14 protein-coding genes and 1 pseudogene are annotated in these 16,808 nt (G+C 42.8%); all 15 read left to right on the top strand.

The features are described 5' to 3' along the window. Nucleotides 1-33: 33 nt before the first annotated feature. The 15 genes and pseudogenes from QOL44_RS07540 (at nt 34) to ftsA (ending at nt 16,778) form a co-directional block, all read left to right on the top strand. Complete coding sequence (locus tag QOL44_RS07540; protein ID WP_009058413.1) at nt 34-372, top strand: hypothetical protein; 339 nt, start codon at nt 34-36, stop codon at nt 370-372. Further along, nucleotides 365-2,179 carry a peptidoglycan D,D-transpeptidase FtsI family protein gene (locus QOL44_RS07535; protein WP_009058415.1) on the top strand — a complete coding sequence of 605 codons (1,815 nt, stop codon included), beginning with the start codon at nt 365-367 and terminating at the stop codon, nt 2,177-2,179. The genes QOL44_RS07540 and QOL44_RS07535 overlap by 8 nt, the downstream gene beginning before the upstream one ends. An 11-nt stretch (nt 2,180-2,190) precedes the next feature. Further along, nucleotides 2,191-2,367, top strand: a complete 177-nt coding sequence (locus tag QOL44_RS07530) for a hypothetical protein (RefSeq protein ID WP_153300091.1) — start codon at nt 2,191-2,193, stop codon at nt 2,365-2,367. A gap of 77 nt (nt 2,368-2,444) precedes the next feature. Further along, entirely contained in the window at nt 2,445-3,932 is a 1,488-nt protein-coding gene (locus tag QOL44_RS07525) for a UDP-N-acetylmuramoyl-L-alanyl-D-glutamate--2,6-diaminopimelate ligase (RefSeq protein ID WP_009058417.1), read from the top strand. Between the two features lie 124 nt (nt 3,933-4,056). After that, nucleotides 4,057-4,609 (top strand): annotated as a pseudogene (locus QOL44_RS11435) (IS607 family transposase); the annotation flags it as partial. Nucleotides 4,610-5,157: 548 nt separating this feature from the next. After that, on the top strand, nt 5,158-5,529 hold the full coding sequence (locus QOL44_RS07515) for a hypothetical protein (protein ID WP_134391481.1): 372 nt from the start codon (nt 5,158-5,160) through the stop codon (nt 5,527-5,529). Nucleotides 5,530-5,870: 341 nt separating this feature from the next. Next, nucleotides 5,871-7,250 carry a UDP-N-acetylmuramoyl-tripeptide--D-alanyl-D-alanine ligase gene (locus QOL44_RS07510; protein ID WP_009058428.1) on the top strand — a complete coding sequence of 460 codons (1,380 nt, stop codon included), beginning with the start codon at nt 5,871-5,873 and terminating at the stop codon, nt 7,248-7,250. Between the two features lie 10 nt (nt 7,251-7,260). Next, entirely contained in the window at nt 7,261-8,361 is a 1,101-nt protein-coding gene (gene mraY / locus QOL44_RS07505) for a phospho-N-acetylmuramoyl-pentapeptide-transferase (protein WP_009058429.1), read from the top strand. 47 nt (nt 8,362-8,408) lie between these two features. Further along, a complete protein-coding gene (locus QOL44_RS07500; protein ID WP_009058430.1) occupies nt 8,409-9,095 on the top strand; it encodes a LysM peptidoglycan-binding domain-containing protein in 687 nt (228 codons plus the stop codon). Between the two features lie 15 nt (nt 9,096-9,110). Beyond that, complete coding sequence (locus QOL44_RS07495) at nt 9,111-10,292, top strand: FtsW/RodA/SpoVE family cell cycle protein (RefSeq protein WP_009058431.1); 1,182 nt, start codon at nt 9,111-9,113, stop codon at nt 10,290-10,292. Nucleotides 10,293-10,297: 5 nt separating this feature from the next. Beyond that, nucleotides 10,298-11,407, top strand: a complete 1,110-nt coding sequence (gene murG / locus QOL44_RS07490; RefSeq protein ID WP_009058432.1) for an undecaprenyldiphospho-muramoylpentapeptide beta-N-acetylglucosaminyltransferase — start codon at nt 10,298-10,300, stop codon at nt 11,405-11,407. Then, nucleotides 11,383-13,668 (top strand): UDP-N-acetylmuramate--L-alanine ligase, encoded by a 2,286-nt coding sequence (gene murC, locus QOL44_RS07485; protein WP_009058433.1) that lies wholly within the window; start codon nt 11,383-11,385, stop codon nt 13,666-13,668. Before murG ends, murC begins: the two co-directional genes overlap by 25 nt. Further along, entirely contained in the window at nt 13,665-14,594 is a 930-nt protein-coding gene (locus tag QOL44_RS07480; RefSeq protein ID WP_009058434.1) for a D-alanine--D-alanine ligase, read from the top strand. Before murC ends, QOL44_RS07480 begins: the two co-directional genes overlap by 4 nt. Next, complete coding sequence (locus QOL44_RS07475) at nt 14,558-15,508, top strand: cell division protein FtsQ/DivIB (protein ID WP_244235731.1); 951 nt, start codon at nt 14,558-14,560, stop codon at nt 15,506-15,508. Before QOL44_RS07480 ends, QOL44_RS07475 begins: the two co-directional genes overlap by 37 nt. A gap of 31 nt (nt 15,509-15,539) precedes the next feature. Further along, nucleotides 15,540-16,778, top strand: a complete 1,239-nt coding sequence (ftsA, locus tag QOL44_RS07470; protein ID WP_009058436.1) for a cell division protein FtsA — start codon at nt 15,540-15,542, stop codon at nt 16,776-16,778. The last annotated feature ends 30 nt before the right edge of the window (nt 16,779-16,808 follow it).

The raw sequence follows: 16,808 nt of genomic DNA, 5'->3' as shown, positions 1-16,808 counted from the left end.
GTTAACTCGTAAAAAAATGAAAAGGGAGGATGTATGAAAAATCGACTGAAAGACCGTCATTCGATCAAATTGTCCATGATGTTCGTTTGGATAATGGCTGTCTTTATTACCATGTTTGGTGGGATCGAATTCCTTTATTTGAAGAATAGGGTGCTTCGTATCTCCGATGAACTAAAGATTCAAGAAGAGGAGCTTGCGGATATGAAAAGGAAAAACAGTCGACTGGAAGCGATGCTTGCTAAAGGCAGCTCGCCTCAAGAATTGGAGAACAGGTTGAAGGAGTGGAAAATTGGATTAGTCAAAATGTCTGAGCTTGAAGTAATCATGATGGAAGAGTCTGCACCAATTGACTTTTTCGCAGGCAATGAATAGTCTTTTGTTTCAGCCTGTAGAGCCCAAGAAAAATAATCTTCCGAAAGACGGGGCGAGATCCAGGGCATTGATTGTTTTTGCTTTTTTAAGCCTTGGGTTTACGGTGATATCCCTACGCTTGTTGCAAATTCAGCTTTTTGAACACGAAAAGTATTTGGAACTTGCGACCACGGTTCATACGGTTCGCAAGGTGCTTCCCCCCAAAAGGGGCTACATAGTCGACTGTAAAAATGTGCCCTTGGCCCAAAGTTTTTTGACTTATAAAGTGCGATTGGATGGGATGAATGTTCAGGAACCAGCCATCACCATACAAGAACTCGAAGAGTTTCTTGGTCTAGAAAAAAATAGCCTCCTGCAGAACTTCCGGCGGATGGACCGGTCTTATCTTTTAGCTAAGGGTCTTTCAGAAGAAAAAGTGCAGACACTGGAGGCCTTCGAAAAAGAAAAATTGAGGCAATGGAAGAAAAAAAAACTTCCTGCAGAACATTTTTTGACTTTTGAGGAGGACTATAGCCGCATTTATCCCTGTGGAAGGGAAGCGGCCCCGCTGATTGGGTATTTGGATGAGAATGGTAAGGGAGCGGCGGGGGTGGAAAAAGCAATGAATGAATGGTTGGAAGGGACCCCTGGAGAAAAGTGGATAGAAAGAGACGTTTTTGGGAAAGAAATTGCTGCATACAGAGGATTGGAAGTAAAACCTGTGGATGGATGTAACGTTAGTTTGACGCTTGATAGCGTGATTCAGCACATTGTCGAAGAAGGCATCGATAGGGTTGAAAAGGAGTTTTTGCCCAATGGGATTATGGCCATAGTCATGAATCCTAAAACGGGAGAAATCTTAGCGATGGCTCAAAGACCTTCTTTTGATCCAAACAGAAGAGAAAAATGGAACATTGCTTTTCTAAAAAATAAAAATCTTACCGATCCTGTAGAACCAGGATCGATTTTTAAAATCGTCACTCTTTCAGGAATCCTCGAAGAAAAAATATTTAGTTTAGATAACAGTACCATCAACTGTGAAAATGGTGCTTTTTTTTATGGGGGAAAAACCCTTCATGACAGTCATCCCTATGGAATGCTTAGCGTTCGGGAAGTAGTCATGAAATCAAGTAACATCGGTTTTGCCAAAATGGGCTTGGAATTAGGAGAAAACAGACTCTACCATTATGCAAGGGCATTTGGCTTTGGAGAGCCAACTGGAATGTTGCTTGGGCAGGGAGAATCTCCAGGCATTCTTTATCCTCCAAGGCTGTGGTCAAAACTTTCGATAACACGAATTCCAATGGGACAGGAAATAGCTGTGACACCCATTCAGATGATTCGGGCAATGGCTGCTATCGCTAATCATGGCTATTTAGTCAAACCAATGATCATCAAAGACATTAGGAATCCACAGGGAAAAATTATCCGAAGTTTTTCTCCTGTTATCATTAGAAGAGTGATCTCGGAAAGAACAGCGAAATTGGTGACTTCTGCCCTTGTATCTGTGGTTTCTCCAAAAGGAACAGGGGCTAAGGCAGCGATTATGGGTTTTACTGTCGCAGGCAAAACGGGGACTGCTCAAAAAGTGGTGCATGGTAACTATGTAAAGGGAAAATACATTTCTTCTTTTATTGGGTTTCTTCCTGCCGAAGATCCTGAATTTGTACTAATGATCATGGTTGATGAACCGCATGGTACGCAATATTATGCAGCCTCGGTTGCAGCTCCCGCTTTTAGTTATATTGGCTCTGAAATCGCACAAGCCCTTAATTTGACTCCCAAGTGTGTCCCTGCCCAGGCGATTCGTATCGAAACTGAAAAGTAGATCGATCCTTTATGGAACGAAAAGCGAAGGCTGAGAAGATCTTGTGTAGTTTTTCCCTTTTTATGACAAAAATCCAAAGATTAGCCCTGCATCTTGGCTGTATTATTGTTCTTCTTTTGAAAAGAAGAACAAAGGCAGTTTTTTACCATCTTCGGGGGATTGCAAGGGTCTTTTCTCAAGAAAAATAAAATGGAGTCTTCTTTAGGGTTGTTGCTTTTTAGTGGAAAGATACTTTATTGCCTTTTATCGCAACCTAATTTGAATCATGAAACTTTCAGATGTTTTGTCTGATTTGCAGCCTCTTGCAATTAAGGGATCGATCGATTGGGAAATAAATAATATAGTGTATGACTCAAGAAAAGTCGTAGAAGGATCCCTTTTTTTTGCTTGGAAAGGACAGAAGACCGATGGACATCGTTATATTGAAGAGGCCATAGGAAGAGGTGCAAGGGGGGTCATTTGTTCCGAAATGCCTGCTTGGCAAACATCAAAACAAACGACCTTTATTCAGGTGAAGGATCCTAGAAGAGTACTAGGAAAAGTAGCGAGTGTTTTTTATGGGTATCCTTCCAGTCATTTTCCCGTTATTGGAATCACGGGGACTAATGGGAAAACGACAACTTCTTTTTTAATGAAGCATCTATTAGAAACCCAAGGCTGGAAAACTGGGCTTATTGGTACAATCTACTACGATACGACAGTTGATCGAATCCCTGCAAGCCGTACTTCGCCTGAAGGAAGCGATTTGCAGCAGCTTTTCTTTCAAATGCTTAAGGCTAATTGCCAGGCAGCTGTTATGGAAGTATCAAGTCATGCCCTTGAGCAGGGAAGAGTGGAAGGCACTGAATTTCGGATTGGTATTTTTACAAATCTTACACAGGATCATCTTGATTACCACCTCACCATGGAGGCTTACAGGCAGAGTAAAGAAAAGTTTATTTCTTATATTCGGGCTGGGAGAGAGGGAGAAGGGGGAGTGGTTTTGAATATCGATGATCCGCAGTGGAGTGATCTTGCTGAAAAGTTAAAGGGTAAAGTGAATATGATTACTGTTAGTGTCCAAGGCAAACCGACAGCCAAACTTAAAGCAAGATTCATCAAATATGACCGGTTGCTAACAGTTATTTTGGCAGAGTGGGAGGGGCAGTTGTATCAACTAAACAGTCCTCTCTTAGGTCGATTCAACGTTGAAAACCTCTTGCTTTCCATTGGAGGAACACTTCTGTTAGGGATACCGTTGGACCCAACCATACGCGCCTTAGAATCTTTTCCTGGAGTTCCCGGTAGAATGGAAAGATTTTATGCTAAAGATGGGCTTTTGGCCGTCGTCGATTATGCCCACAGTGAAGATGCTTTACTGAAAGTAGTTTTGACACTTCGGGAAATTCAGTCTTCTGGGCGGATTATTCTTGTGGTTGGTTGTGGTGGTGATAGGGATAGAACCAAAAGACCAAAGATGGCTAAAGTCGCTTCTGATTATGCGGATTTAGTTATTTTTACATCTGATAATCCAAGAAGTGAATCACCAGAAAGAATCTTTGAGGACATGAAAAGAGGAGTTGATAGTTCTAAAAAGATCTATTGGATAGTGGATCGAAAGGAAGCGATCCGAAAAGCAATTCAGGTAGCTAATCCAGGGGATATTGTATGTGTTGCAGGTAAAGGTCATGAAACATATCAAGAGATGGGTGGAGTATTTTATCCTTTTGATGATAGGCTTGTGGTTAGAGAATGTTTGTCGTTAAGGGCTTGAACAGTTTCCATAATACTGGCACTTTGTTGCTCAGCAATGCATAGCTTGAACCTGTCGCGTAAGATGGTCAGCCTTCAAAAGGCCGCTCGAGTTCCTGAGGGGTTTTGTCCCAACGCTGCGGTGATGGGAACGCGAGGGCAAGCTTTTGCCGCAAGCCCGCACGGCGGGCGGGCGCCAGCGCTACGCTCTTGTGCGGTTGCCCCAGAGCTATTCCGTGCCGAAGCCGAAGCTAACTGGCGTGCCATTGCCTATGCCCGTGTTTCCAGCCCCGATTAGAAGGACGAGCTGGAAGGGCAGAAACAGATGCTTGAGCTGTTCTGTGCCTGCCAGGGCTGAACGTTTGAGGCCATCGCGAACGTAGGGTCTGGCATGAAATCTCACACGAGGGGTCTCAAGCGGCTGCTCGATGCTGGCATCAGTGGCAAGATTAAGTGGCTGGTCGTCTTCCACAAGAACCGGCTGTTGTGCTTTGGTACAGAACTGGTATTTGCCACCTACAGGGCGAAAAACGTGGAAGTGGTCCTTCTCAACCAAGACAAAGAGACGACCTTCGAGGAAGATTGGGCCAAGGGCGTGTTGGAAATCATTGCAATGTTTAGCGCTTGGCTATGCGGGGGAGTCGCTTGCGCAAGAACCAGAAGCTATTGGATGATGTCAAAAAAGCTGTGGAGGAATCTCAGTCGGGATCATCGCTACATAATCGCGCTGGTCTCACACAGTATTTAGGTCACCTCCTTCGCCAAGGCAGCGGGGACCACACGGTTCAGATACAACTGGGTGCTGACCAAGTGGTAGAGACTTTATGCGGGGGGGGGGAAAGCCAAGCACCTGCCTGCCCAAGCTCTCGCAGCCTTCCTTCCGTCACCAGCTCAACGCCATGAAACGCGAGCAATTCCCCTGTATGCTCGAAGTCACCAAAAACGCATCACAGATGGCAATTGGGCAGTTGGGAGTCGCCTGCAAGAACTTCTGGGCAGGACGCGCAAAGTACCCGAAGTACCGCAAGACAGGCGGGCCTGACTGTTTTCCCCTGACTAGAGAGCTCGGGTTAGCGGACAATGCTCCGATTCCCAAAAGCACACGGTTGCCGGCGACAGAGAATGCGAAAAAAGTAATAGCCAAGATGTCCAGCCTTCACGCCTGCATCACCAATATCCGGCAGGACGCCTGTCGCCAGTTCACGTCCAACCTCACCCGACGGTTTCATTCGATTGTCATCAAAGAGTTGAATGGGCGAAGGATACTGAAAAGCCATCCCCTGGCTCGGTCCATTGCCGACGGGAGTGTTTTCGAGTTCTGGCGGCAACTAGAATACAAGGCGGAATGGTGTGTTGGGTTGATGGGGGTGACCGATCGCTGGTTTGCGTCCAGCAATACCTCTTTGGCTTGGTGGGAAGGGTCAGAAGAAAATACCGCTGACTGTTCGCCTGTGGACCTGCCTGGACTGTGGAAGCCTCCAGGACTGGGAGGTGAATGCGACCAGCAATCACCTGGGGTATGGCTTGGCAGTATTGGCGGCTCTATGGCAAGTGCTGTCAGATGTGAAGTATGGGGAAAGGAAAGCTCTGGCCGTCGTCGCCACAAGAAGGCGGTGTGAAACTGGCCTCGAGGAAGCAAGAAATCAGATTTGTTTTGGCTGATGAGCAGAAATGAGCAAATCTGACGGAACGGATTAGTCACTTATCATTTCTGCTGTTTGGATTGAATAAAAGTAGCCACCTCTTTCTACCTAAGTTTGGGTGGCAGCGTTACTGCAATGGCCAGGTACAGACTTCAGGTCGTGGAGAATGTCTAGGTGGCAGCCATGGAAAGGTGGATACACATTAAATTCTTGAAAGAGCATCATAGTAGTTATAGAAAAGGTTAAGGAGCAACGAGGCGGCTATTTTTACTGCAATCACCATTCGGATTGGTTGGGGTTGTGGGGCCGAAATAAGAATGGAGCAGCTTTCAGTTGAACAAATTGCGGAATGGACTCAAGGGAGGGTCATTGGGGGAAAAGGATCGGTCATGGTTGGTTCGATCAGCACTGATTCTAGGACAGTCAAAGAAGGAGACTGTTTTCTGGCTTTGAAGGGAGAAAAATATGATGGGTTGGATTATGTAGCCACGGCAGCTCAGAAAGGGGCTGTTGCTGCTATAGTTGATCGTGAGCTTCCTTTGTCTATTCCTCTATCGATTCCTGTTATTCGGGTAAAAAATACGCTTGAGGCATTGCAGCAATTGGCCTTCTTTTACAGAAAACAACTACACGCAAAGATTATAGCCATTACGGGTAGCAATGGAAAGACTAGCACTAAGGAGATGATTTCCAGTGTATTGCGCGTAAAATACAAAACTGTTTCTACTTCTGGAAATCTAAATAATCAAATAGGACTCCCTCTTTCTATATTGCAAATGGATCATACAACTGAATATGGGGTCTTTGAACTGGGAACTAATCATTGTGGAGAAATTGCTTCCCTTAGTCGAATTGTTGCACCTGATATAGCCATTATCACCAACATTGGCAGTGCGCATGTGGGCAATTTCGGTTCTGTGGAAGCGATTGGATGGGAAAAAACGGATTTGTTGACTTTTGTTTCTCCTAAAGGATTTTCGATTCTAATGGAGGATGACGAATGGTCCAAACGGTTGAGCGTTCGTAGTGCTGGACAAGTTATTTGGGTAGGGAACCAAGAAAATTCACTGTGTTGGCTGGATCAGATTTGGTTGACTCTAAAGGGTATTCGCTGTGGAATTTCTCGTCGTGGAGAAAGCTTTGAAGTTTCTCTTGCGACCGTTTCCAGAGAAATGGCAAAAAATGCTCTCTTTGCTGCGGCTGTTGGTTTTTTGTCCTCTCTTTCCTCTAAAGAAATTGCTTTGGGGCTTGAAAAAACGGTTTTTCCTCTTGGTAGACTTACGGTGCATCCCATTAGAATGGGTTATCTCATTGATGATAGTTACAATGCTAATCTTCAGTCGACTATGAGCGCCTTAAGGGCTCTTACTGAATTTCCTTTTGAATCGGAGAAAATTGCTGTACTAGGTTCTATGGGAGAGTTAGGAGAGCATGCAAAAGCTCTCCATTACAAACTTGGGGTGTTTGCTGGTAGCTTGCCCCTTTCTTTTATTGTTTTTATTGGACCTCATTGGAAAGATATGGTGGAAGGAGTTAAGGATGCTGGTTTCCCGCTTAATGCAGTATTGGGGACAGAGGACCAGGAAGAAGCTTGTTTTCAGTTGCAAAAGCATTTGAACTGCAAGCTCACACTGCTTATTAAAGGATCGAGATTTTTAAAACTTGACAGGATCGTCGAAAAACTTCTTTCTGTTTAGCTTTAAAATCATGCTTTATTATCTTCATCTCTATTCTGCTCATCTTGGGATATTAAACGTCTTTAAGTACATCACTTTTCGGGCTATGGGAGCAGCCATAACTGCCTTGGTTTTTTCTTGGTTATTGGGAAAGCCAATGATTCGGCTTTTAAAAAGATTAAAGGCTGGTCAGCCCATTCGAGGTAAGGAAGTGGTCCGGGATCTTGCAGCCCTTCATGAGACCAAGTCGGGGACGCCCACGATGGGAGGACTACTCATATTGTTTGCAGTAAGCTTTAGCTGCTTGCTTTGGGTTATTCCGCAAAACAAGTTTTTTTGGCTTACCCTTCTAAGTATGCTTTTTATGGGAGCGGTTGGTTTTCTTGATGATTTTAGGAAAGTGGTTCAAAAAAAACATTATGGCATTTCTGGTAAAGTCAAACTGGCTGCCCAAGGGTTAATCGGAGCGATCGTCGGAGTGGTTCTCTTTTCTGATCCGGAAACATGTAAGCATGCCCAAAGGTTGACCATTCCATTTTTAAAAGAGTTGAACGCTATTGATATTGGATGGCTAGCCATTCCTTTTTTTATTCTCGTTGTTATGGGAAGCTCCAATGCAGTAAATCTGACAGATGGATTAGATGGTCTAGCAACAGGCTGTTCTATTGGCGTTGCTTTTGTCTATGCCGTCTTTTCTTATGTGTCTGGAAGGGCTGATATGAGCAGCTATCTTCTTATTCCTTATGTCAAAGGAGTCGGAGAATTGACTATTTTTTGTTCAGCTCTCATTGGTGCTTGTATGGGCTTTCTTTGGTATAATTGCTATCCAGCAGCGGTGTTTATGGGGGATACAGGCTCTTTGGCTATAGGGAGTGCTCTCGGGGTAGTGGCGATCATAATCGGCCAAGAACTTCTCCTTGTCATTGCGGGGGGAATATTTGTGATCGAAGCTCTTTCCGTTATTTTACAAGTGGCTTCCTACAAACTTACGGGCAAAAGGATTTTTGCAATGGCTCCTCTCCACCATCATTTTGAACTAAAAGGATGGAGTGAAACTGCTGTAACCGTAAGGTTTTGGATCCTCAGTTTGCTTTTTGGACTGCTTGCCTTATCAAGTCTAAAAATTAGATAAGATTTTGGGTGAAAGTCGATATATAATGAGTTGGAACTTTAGAAAATATGGAAGAAAAAAAAAGCAAAGCTTCGAAGCCATCTTTTGGCCTAAAGGTCATTGCTGTTTTGATTTTGGTTCTGGGAATTCATCTTTTAGTAATCGGTTCGGTGGCCGTCTATTATCTGCTTCATTCCAAAGGAAAAGTATTAAGTCAGCATACAGGAGGATCCCAAAATTTGAATTTTCAGCCTCCCTCACAGCAAAAAATGCAATCGGAAAATCCGGAGTCAGAACCTCAAAATTTGCAAGTCCCACAGCAGCCACAAGTCAGTCCGCACACAAGGGAAAGATCCGTTCATATAGTCAAGGAAGGAGAGAGTCTTTTGAGTATTGCTAGGCATTATAAAGTCAGTGTTTATGAGCTTAAAAAGTATAATCCCTCCCTAGGGGATACACTTGTCCCGGGCCAAAAAATAAGGATTCCCATGGCAGAAGAAGAAATGGCTGAAGAATCTATGCTTCTTAAAGAAGCTGATGGCAAAAGGATCTATGCCGTTCGACAGGGGGACAGCCTTTGGAAAATAGCGCGTAAGTTTCATCTTTCTGTGAAAGACATCGTGGATGCCAATGCAATCAAGGATCCTACGAAGTTAAAGATAGGACAGGAATTAGTCATTCCTAATCCAAAAGAAAAAGATAGTTCTTCTCCATCTCCTGGTTCCAGTTCCCTGCAAAACGCACCACCACAATAAGCTCTAGTTTTTCTGATGCAAGAATTTGATCTGTTTCACCAAAAAACAAAGAAAATCAATCAATTTTCTGGTTATTTACTAGTCGCCATTGCTTTAACTTTACTTTCTATTGGCATTGTGGCCCTCTTTAGTGCTTCCGGGAAATTTGTATTGGGAAAAGAAAGTCAGATTTCTAGTTTAATGTTGCGTCAATTCCTTTGGATTGCTATTGGGCTCTTCAGCTGCTTGATTTTTAGCCTGATTGATTATCACAAACTCCTACAACTTTCTAATTGGCTTTTGATCTTTGGCTTTTTTCTTCTCATTCTCTGTTTTGTTCCTGGAATCGGACATAAAGTTCATGGTTCGTCCCGATGGATTTCGGTAGGTGGGTTCAATGTAGAGCCTTCAGAATTTTCAAAAATTTTTATCTCCCTTTTTTTTGCTCGCATCCTGTCAGATGCCAAAAAGAAAGTCCTTTTTTTTGTATCTCCCTTTTTTACGGCTTTTGTGACAATGGGACTTTTTGTTAGTCTGTTAATAATTTCTGGAGATCTTGGATCGAGTCTTCTCTACTTTATGGTTTTTGTCCTATTTTTGTACTTGGGGGGTATTTCCTTGAAATGGATCCTTCCTATCTTAGGCTCGGGTATCCTTTTTGTTCTTATCGTTGCCTTGTTAATGCCAGAAAGAAGATCTCGACTTTTGGCTTTTTTGGCGATGGATCAAGATAAAGAAGGTAAGTCTTATCAGGTTTGGCAATCATTGATTGCTTTAGGTTCTGGGGGTATCAGCGGACTTGGGTTAGGAAACAGTCGTCAGAAGATGTTTTATTTGCCAGAGTCAACAACCGATTTTATTTTTCCCATCATTGGTGAAGAACTGGGTCTTTGGGCAACCCTACTTATCGTTGGACTTTATCTAAGTTTTATTTTAACTGCTGGATGGATTTCTCTTTTTGCTCCGGATAAAGAGGGGTTAATGATTGGTACAAGTCTGACTTCGTTGATAGGTATTCAGACACTTGCAAATTTAGGCGTAGTGACTGGCTTGCTTCCGAATAAAGGCTTTCCTTTACCTTTCATTAGTTATGGAGGATCGAATCTTGTTTTTTGCCTTATGTCCGTAGGCGTGCTATTGAACATACATCGACAAAGGCCTCCGGAATTTCATATTAAAGTAGAAGAGAAAGGGGCGCAACGCTCTATCAATCTCTAAGGATTATGAAACCGTTCCATATTCTCATTCCTTGCGGAGGAACAGGAGGCCATCTATTTCCAGGAATTGCCGTAGCCGAAAAGCTAATAGAAAAGGGGCATCATCCTCTACTTATCCTATCAGACAAAACGGTCGATAGGGAAGCGATAAAAAACAAAAAAAATATTGCTTGGGACTCACTCCCTGTGGCAGGATGGCCAGGATTGTTTTCAAGTAAAATTATCTCTTTTTCTATAAAACTTTTTGATGGATATAAAAAGTGTCGGTCGATCTTTTTGTCTTTTAAGCCTGATTTGATTTTAGCTTTTGGTGGTTTTATCAGTGCGTTGCCCCTTTTTATGGGAGCAAAAAGAAAGTTGCCATTGCTTGTCCATGAGGCCAATGCTGTTCCAGGCCTTGTGACGCAGCTTTTCTTTAAACGTGCTGATTTCGTGCTCTTAGGGATGGAAGAATGTGAAATTCCCCTGACTCCAGATAAAAAAATATTCACAGGCATACCAATTCGCAAGGAACTCTGTCGGCTACCCAGGAATGAAGCTTGCCAAAGAACGGGGCTTGAGCCAAGCCGTAAAACGTTATTTATTTTTGGAGGCAGTCAAGGGGCTAGTGGCATTAATCGTCTAATGCTTCAGTTATTACCGCTATGGATTGAGCAAAAAGAAACTATTCAATTTATACATTTGACTGGGCCAAACGACTATGAAGACTGTTTGAAGGCTTATAGCTCCTACGGGTATCGAGTCGTGGTGGAGCCCTTTTCGCATAGGATGAATCTTTACTATAGTTTAGCTGATTTGGTTATCAGTAGAGCTGGAGCGATGACTTTAACAGAGATCTGCGCTTTTGGTCTACCAAGCATCCTTATTCCTTATCCCTATGCGGCTCATGATCATCAGACCAAAAATGCGAGGGTTTTGGCAAAAGAAAAAGCGGCTTTTGTATTTGAAGAATCGAAAACGACGCCGCAGTCTTTAAAAGAAGCCATAGACTTAATCCTTAACAGCAGCCAACTTGCCAAGGAGATGGGGGCAGCTGCTCATGCTCTCTTCAAGGCTGATGCAACTGATAAAATAGTGGAGATAATCGAACGATGTCTGCTAAAGAAAGAGAACTAGTTCAAAACATCCTCAAGAACAACCGCTCGAAAATTCATTTATTAGGGGTTTGTGGCAGCGGGATGGCCCCGCTGGCTCTACTGTTGCTTGCAAGAGGCTACAAAGTCAGTGGTTCGGACCACGAACCGACTGAAAAAGCGCAAAAACTAATAGCCCATGGATTGGAGTTTTATCCAACTCATGACCAATCTCAGGTATTAGCTGCTGATCTAGTGTGTTATTCTTCAGCAATACCCTTAGCCAACCCTGAATTGGAGGCTTGCCGAAAATTTGGCATACCGCTTGTCAAAAGAGCCTTTTTGCTTTCTCTTTTAGCTGCCGAAAAAAAAGTCATTCTTGTTAGTGGAATGCATGGAAAAAGTACGACCTCTGCCATGATTGCTTGGATCCTCCAGGAATGTGGACTAAATCCTTCCTTTTATTTAGGAGCTGAAACGATTTCTCTTAGAGAGAGTGCGCGGTGGAGTCCTGGAGAATATATGGTCATTGAGGGAGATGAAAGCGATGGCAGTTTTTTGTATTTTTCTCCGCATGCGCTGGTTGTTTTAAATATTGAGGAAGAGCATCTCAATTATTATGCGGATATTCATTCTATCGTTTTGACTTTTAGAGAAATGGTTGCCAAAACCACCGATACAGTGGTCTATAATCAAGATGACCCTCATTGCCAACTCATCGCAGAGTGGAGAAAACAGGGAGCCATCAATTATAGTTTAAGAGAAAGAGCAGCGGCATTTTGGATGAAGGCTTCAACAAGCACTTCTGGACACCATTTCTATAAAGGGGAGGAATGGTTATGTGAAATTTCCTTGGCAATTCCGGGTATTCAAAACGTGCAAAATGCTCTTGCTGCTTTATCGCTGACAACGACCCTTGGAGTTTCTCCTTTGAGAGCCGCTTGTGCCCTTGGGAACTTCCAAGGAATAAGAAGAAGGTTTGAATTGAAATTTAAAGGCAATTATTTCGAACTCATCGATGATTATGCCCATCATCCGACAGAGATCAAAACGACGTTAAGTTCGGCAAAAGGGCGTGGAAGAAGAACGGTTGCTCTATTCCAACCTCATAGGTATAGCCGAGTTCAAAAGATGCAAGCCCTTTTTTCAAAATCTTTTTCTCAAGCCGATGTCGTTGTCGTAACTGAGATCTTCTCAGCTGGAGAGACCTCTAATGGGGTTGATGGAGCAGCAATAGCTAGAGCCATTAGAGAACAGGGCCATCCAGCGGTTTTTTTTGAACCTGATGAAAAGAGACTGATCCATAAAACAATCTCCATCTTGCAACCTGGAGACACTATAGTAACTATGGGGGCAGGAGATATTTATAAAACAGCGGAAAAATTAACCGAGTATCTGCGTATGATTGATCACCTTAAAAGTAAATTGTCGGCTGACGCAAAGCTTTTGATGAATGAACCATTAAGTAGACATACGACTTTGAGGGTTGGAGGGCCTGCTGAAATCTGGGCAGAGCCAGCAACAGAGGCCGATCTTGCCTTGCTTTTACAATTTGCTAAAGAACAGGCTTTGCCTGTGGTGTGGATTGGCAAGGGAACGAACCTTCTTGTTCGTGATGGTGGCATCAAAGGTCTTTGCATCCATTTAGCCCACCCCAATTTCTGTGATATCCGTTTTGAAGGTCATTTGATTTTTGCAGGATGCGGGGTCAAATTGCGGAATATAGTTTATGAAGCTAAAAAGCATGGGCTTGGGGGCCTTTCCTTTATGGAAGGCATACCTGGTAGCTTAGGGGGCGCCTTAAGAATGAATGCAGGAGCTATGGGTGGATCGACCATGGATGTGGTCAAAAGAATCCGCTTTATGGATATGGAAGGGAATATTGGAGAGATTGATCGGCAAGAACTGGAAGTTTGTTATCGAAAAGTCCCTTTTTTTGAGAATCACATTGCTCTTTCAGCTCAACTTGTGGCTAAGCCGATGGATAGTGATGCTATCGCAAGGGAATTAAAAGAGTTTTCAATGAAACGGGTAGAAAGTCAACCTGCAGGTTCTAGTGCAGGCTGTATTTTTAAAAATCCAAATAGCATTCCAGCTGGGAAATTAATTGACGAATTAGGTTTAAAAAATAAGGCAGTAGGCAAAGCAAGGGTATCGGAAGAACATGGTAATTTCATTATCAATGAGGGAGGGGCTACGGCAAAAGACATATTGGATCTTATTAGCTTGATTCAAAGGGAGGCTTTTGAGAAAAGGGGCATCGTGCTAGAAACAGAAGTCGTCATTTTGGGAGAAGAACAATGAAGGAAGAATTGCCTAGACATATAACTATTTTGAAAGGAGGTCCCTCCGAAGAAAGACAAATTTCTCTGAAGACAGCTTCGGCAGTTGAAAGTGCGCTTTTTTCTCTGGGTTATGAGCTGACATCAGTCGATGTAATCAATGAAAAGTTCGAACTGCCTGAATCAACGGAGATCTGCTTTTTGTGTATTCATGGGACCTTTGGAGAAGACGGACAAATACAAAGACTCTTAATGCGTCGAGGAATTCCTTTTACTGGCAGCGATGCTGCATCCAGTGAAAAGGCTTTTGATAAGGTTTGGAGTAAGAAACTTTTTGTCCAAGGAGGGATTCCTACGCCACCTTTTTTTGTTGTGGGTGAAGAAAAAAAAGTCCCTTTTGGGCCTCCCTATGTCATAAAACCATCAAGGCAGGGTTCAAGCATTGGGGTTGAGTTTGTCTATGCTATGGAGGATTTTGAGGAAGCGGTCAGAAAATCAAAGCAATTTGATCATGTCGTGATAGCTGAAACGCTTATCAAGGGAAGAGAATTGACGGTGGCGATTTTAGATAACCAAGCGCTTCCTATTGTGGAAATTAAACCCAAAAAGGGGTTTTATGACTACCAAAATAAGTATACTAAGGGAGCTTCAGAATACATTTGTCCGGCTTTGTTGACAAAGAGTCAAGTGGAGGCGGTGCAGAAAACAGCTCTGGATGCTTTTCATGTCCTGGGCTGCTCTATTTATGGAAGAGTCGATATCATTTTGTCAGAAAACGGGGTTCCTTGGGTTTTAGAAATAAATACAATCCCTGGAATGACTGAAACCAGTCTGTTCCCAATGGCTGCAAAAGCAGCTGGGCTCAATTTTGCAGAACTTTGTGAAAAGATTGTAGAACTTTCTTTCTTCAAATGGCGAGCCAGAGAGTCTTTTGGTGTCAGGATCTAAAAAACGCAAAGCGCCAGAAGGCAAATCTTTCCAAGGAGCATGATATGAGGGTAACAAACAGACCAAAAAAGAGAAAAAAGAATCGACTCAAGAAAGTTCCAATGGAGTTTTTGCACGTCGAAGGCAAAGAAAGTGTACCTAAAAAAAGGATTAAATTTTCTCTTTTATTAAGAGCGTTGTTATATATCGGATTGTTTGTGATTGGAACTGTCGGGGGATTCAAAAGCTGGGATTATTTTAAAAACAATCTATTAGCGTGTTACGGCTATCAGCTTAGACGCATTGATGTTGAGTTGATCGGGAGCGGGCGAATATCAAAAGATGAGGTCATCCGTGCTTCAAATGTGCATGTTGGAGATAATATCTTTAACCTGTCATTGAAGGATATCTATTCGAAAGTTTGTTCCATTCAAGAAGTAGATAAAGCCCTTGTCAGGAGGGATCTTCCCGATCGCGTCCTAATAAGGATTTGGGAAAGAAAACCTGTTGTGAGATTGGCTGTGAAATCTAAAGAGAATAGGAAATATTGTCTTGATGAAAAAGGCTATCCGTTTGTAACAGAAAACAGAGAGGATCTTCTTTCTTTGCCAGAAATGGTGGGAGTTCCTTTGAAATTGATTGAAGGGAAAAAAAGAATAGAAGAACCGGAGGTTTCTGCTGCCCTCAATTTGCTTCGTATATTAGAAAATTCTTCTTTACACTTCGCCTTTGATCCTCAAACTATCGATGTATCAAGGCCACTTTCAATCGGTCTCCTTACGAGAGATGGAGTCCGGCTTACTTTCCGGATCGATCATTTGAATGAACAGGTACAAAGACTGCAAAAAATTTATTCTTTTTCTCAGAGCCATGGCCGTAAAATTTCCATGGTCGATCTGACCCCGGAGCAAAATATACCAGTGATATTTCAGTAATTTATAAAGTTTGTTTTATTAGGAAACGAGAATGTTTTGGAAGAAAGAATGGCCAATTCTTGTTGGGCTTGAAATAGGGACAAGCAAAATTGCTTGTGCGGTGGCTGAACTAAGGGAAGGTGGCGAGCTCTACTTATTGGGTATTGCTGAGAGCCCTTCGCTCAATGTTAGAAAGGGGGAAATCGTTGATTTCGAGCTAGCTCAAAAATCGGTACATGATGCTATTGTAGAAGCTGAAACAAAAACCAATGTTGCGATCGAAGAAGTTTATCTTGCCATTAGTGGAGCCCATATCCGATCGTTCAATTCTAAAGTGGTTATTAGCCTTGGAGAAGAAGGAGATCGCATCGATCAAAAGCACTTAATGGAACTCAGGTCTTTGGTCAGACAGCAGGCTTTGCCGACTGGACAAATCCTTTTACATGACTTATTGAAAACCTATTCTTTAGATGATGGAACACTGACGGAAAATCCTATCGGCCTTTTTTCAAAGAAGTTGACGGCGGAGTATCATCTCATTTCAGGCATTGCTACGAGGCTTCAAACGACTGTCCGGTGCGTAAAAGAGCTTTCTATTGATATTCGCAATTACTGTCTGAGTATCTTTGCAACAGCTCAAGCGGTGCTCACACGGAGTCAGAAAATGCATGGAGCGATCGTTATTGACCTAGGAGCAGGGCTAACCGACTATATCGTTTATCATGGAGGCATTATTGTTCACTCTGGAGTGATCGGGGTAGGACAAGATCATTTAACCAATGATTTAGCTCTGGCTTTAAGAATTCCATTTCCTCAAGCAGAAGAAATAAAGAAACATTTTGGTTCTTTTAAGTTAGGCTCTGAATCCATTAAAAAGAGACTGACAACAAGCAATCATCCTCTTCCCGAAGAAAGGTTGGTGTCTTATAACGCAATTGTAAAAATTATGAGAGCCCGGCAAGAAGAAATTTTTGAAATTATTAAAGAGGATTTGGAAATGCAATCTTTTTGGCCTCATTTTACAGGTACCATCTACTTGACTGGTGGAGGGAGCAAGATCGATGGAGTAGAAGAGCTAGCTCAAAAAATCTTTAACTATCCTGTTAAATTGGCTGAACCGCTGCCTTTTGAAGGAGATCAATCCTATCTCGATAGGCCGGATCTGTATACCGTTTTAGGCTTACTCAGATATGGGCGGATATTCGAAATGGAGAGTCTAAAAGAAGGACCGTTTGGAAAAATGCGTTCTTCACTCTTGCGATTTTTAGGAAATATCAAATTTTTAAATTGATTACAATTTTATTTACACTACAAAAGGAAG

Origin of the sequence: Candidatus Methylacidiphilum fumarolicum, assembly GCF_949774925.1 — a bacterium.
GTDB lineage: Bacteria > Verrucomicrobiota > Verrucomicrobiia > Methylacidiphilales > Methylacidiphilaceae > Methylacidiphilum > Methylacidiphilum fumarolicum.
Note: the sequence above shows the minus strand (reverse complement) of the source record. Positions and strands in the feature narration are given on the sequence as shown.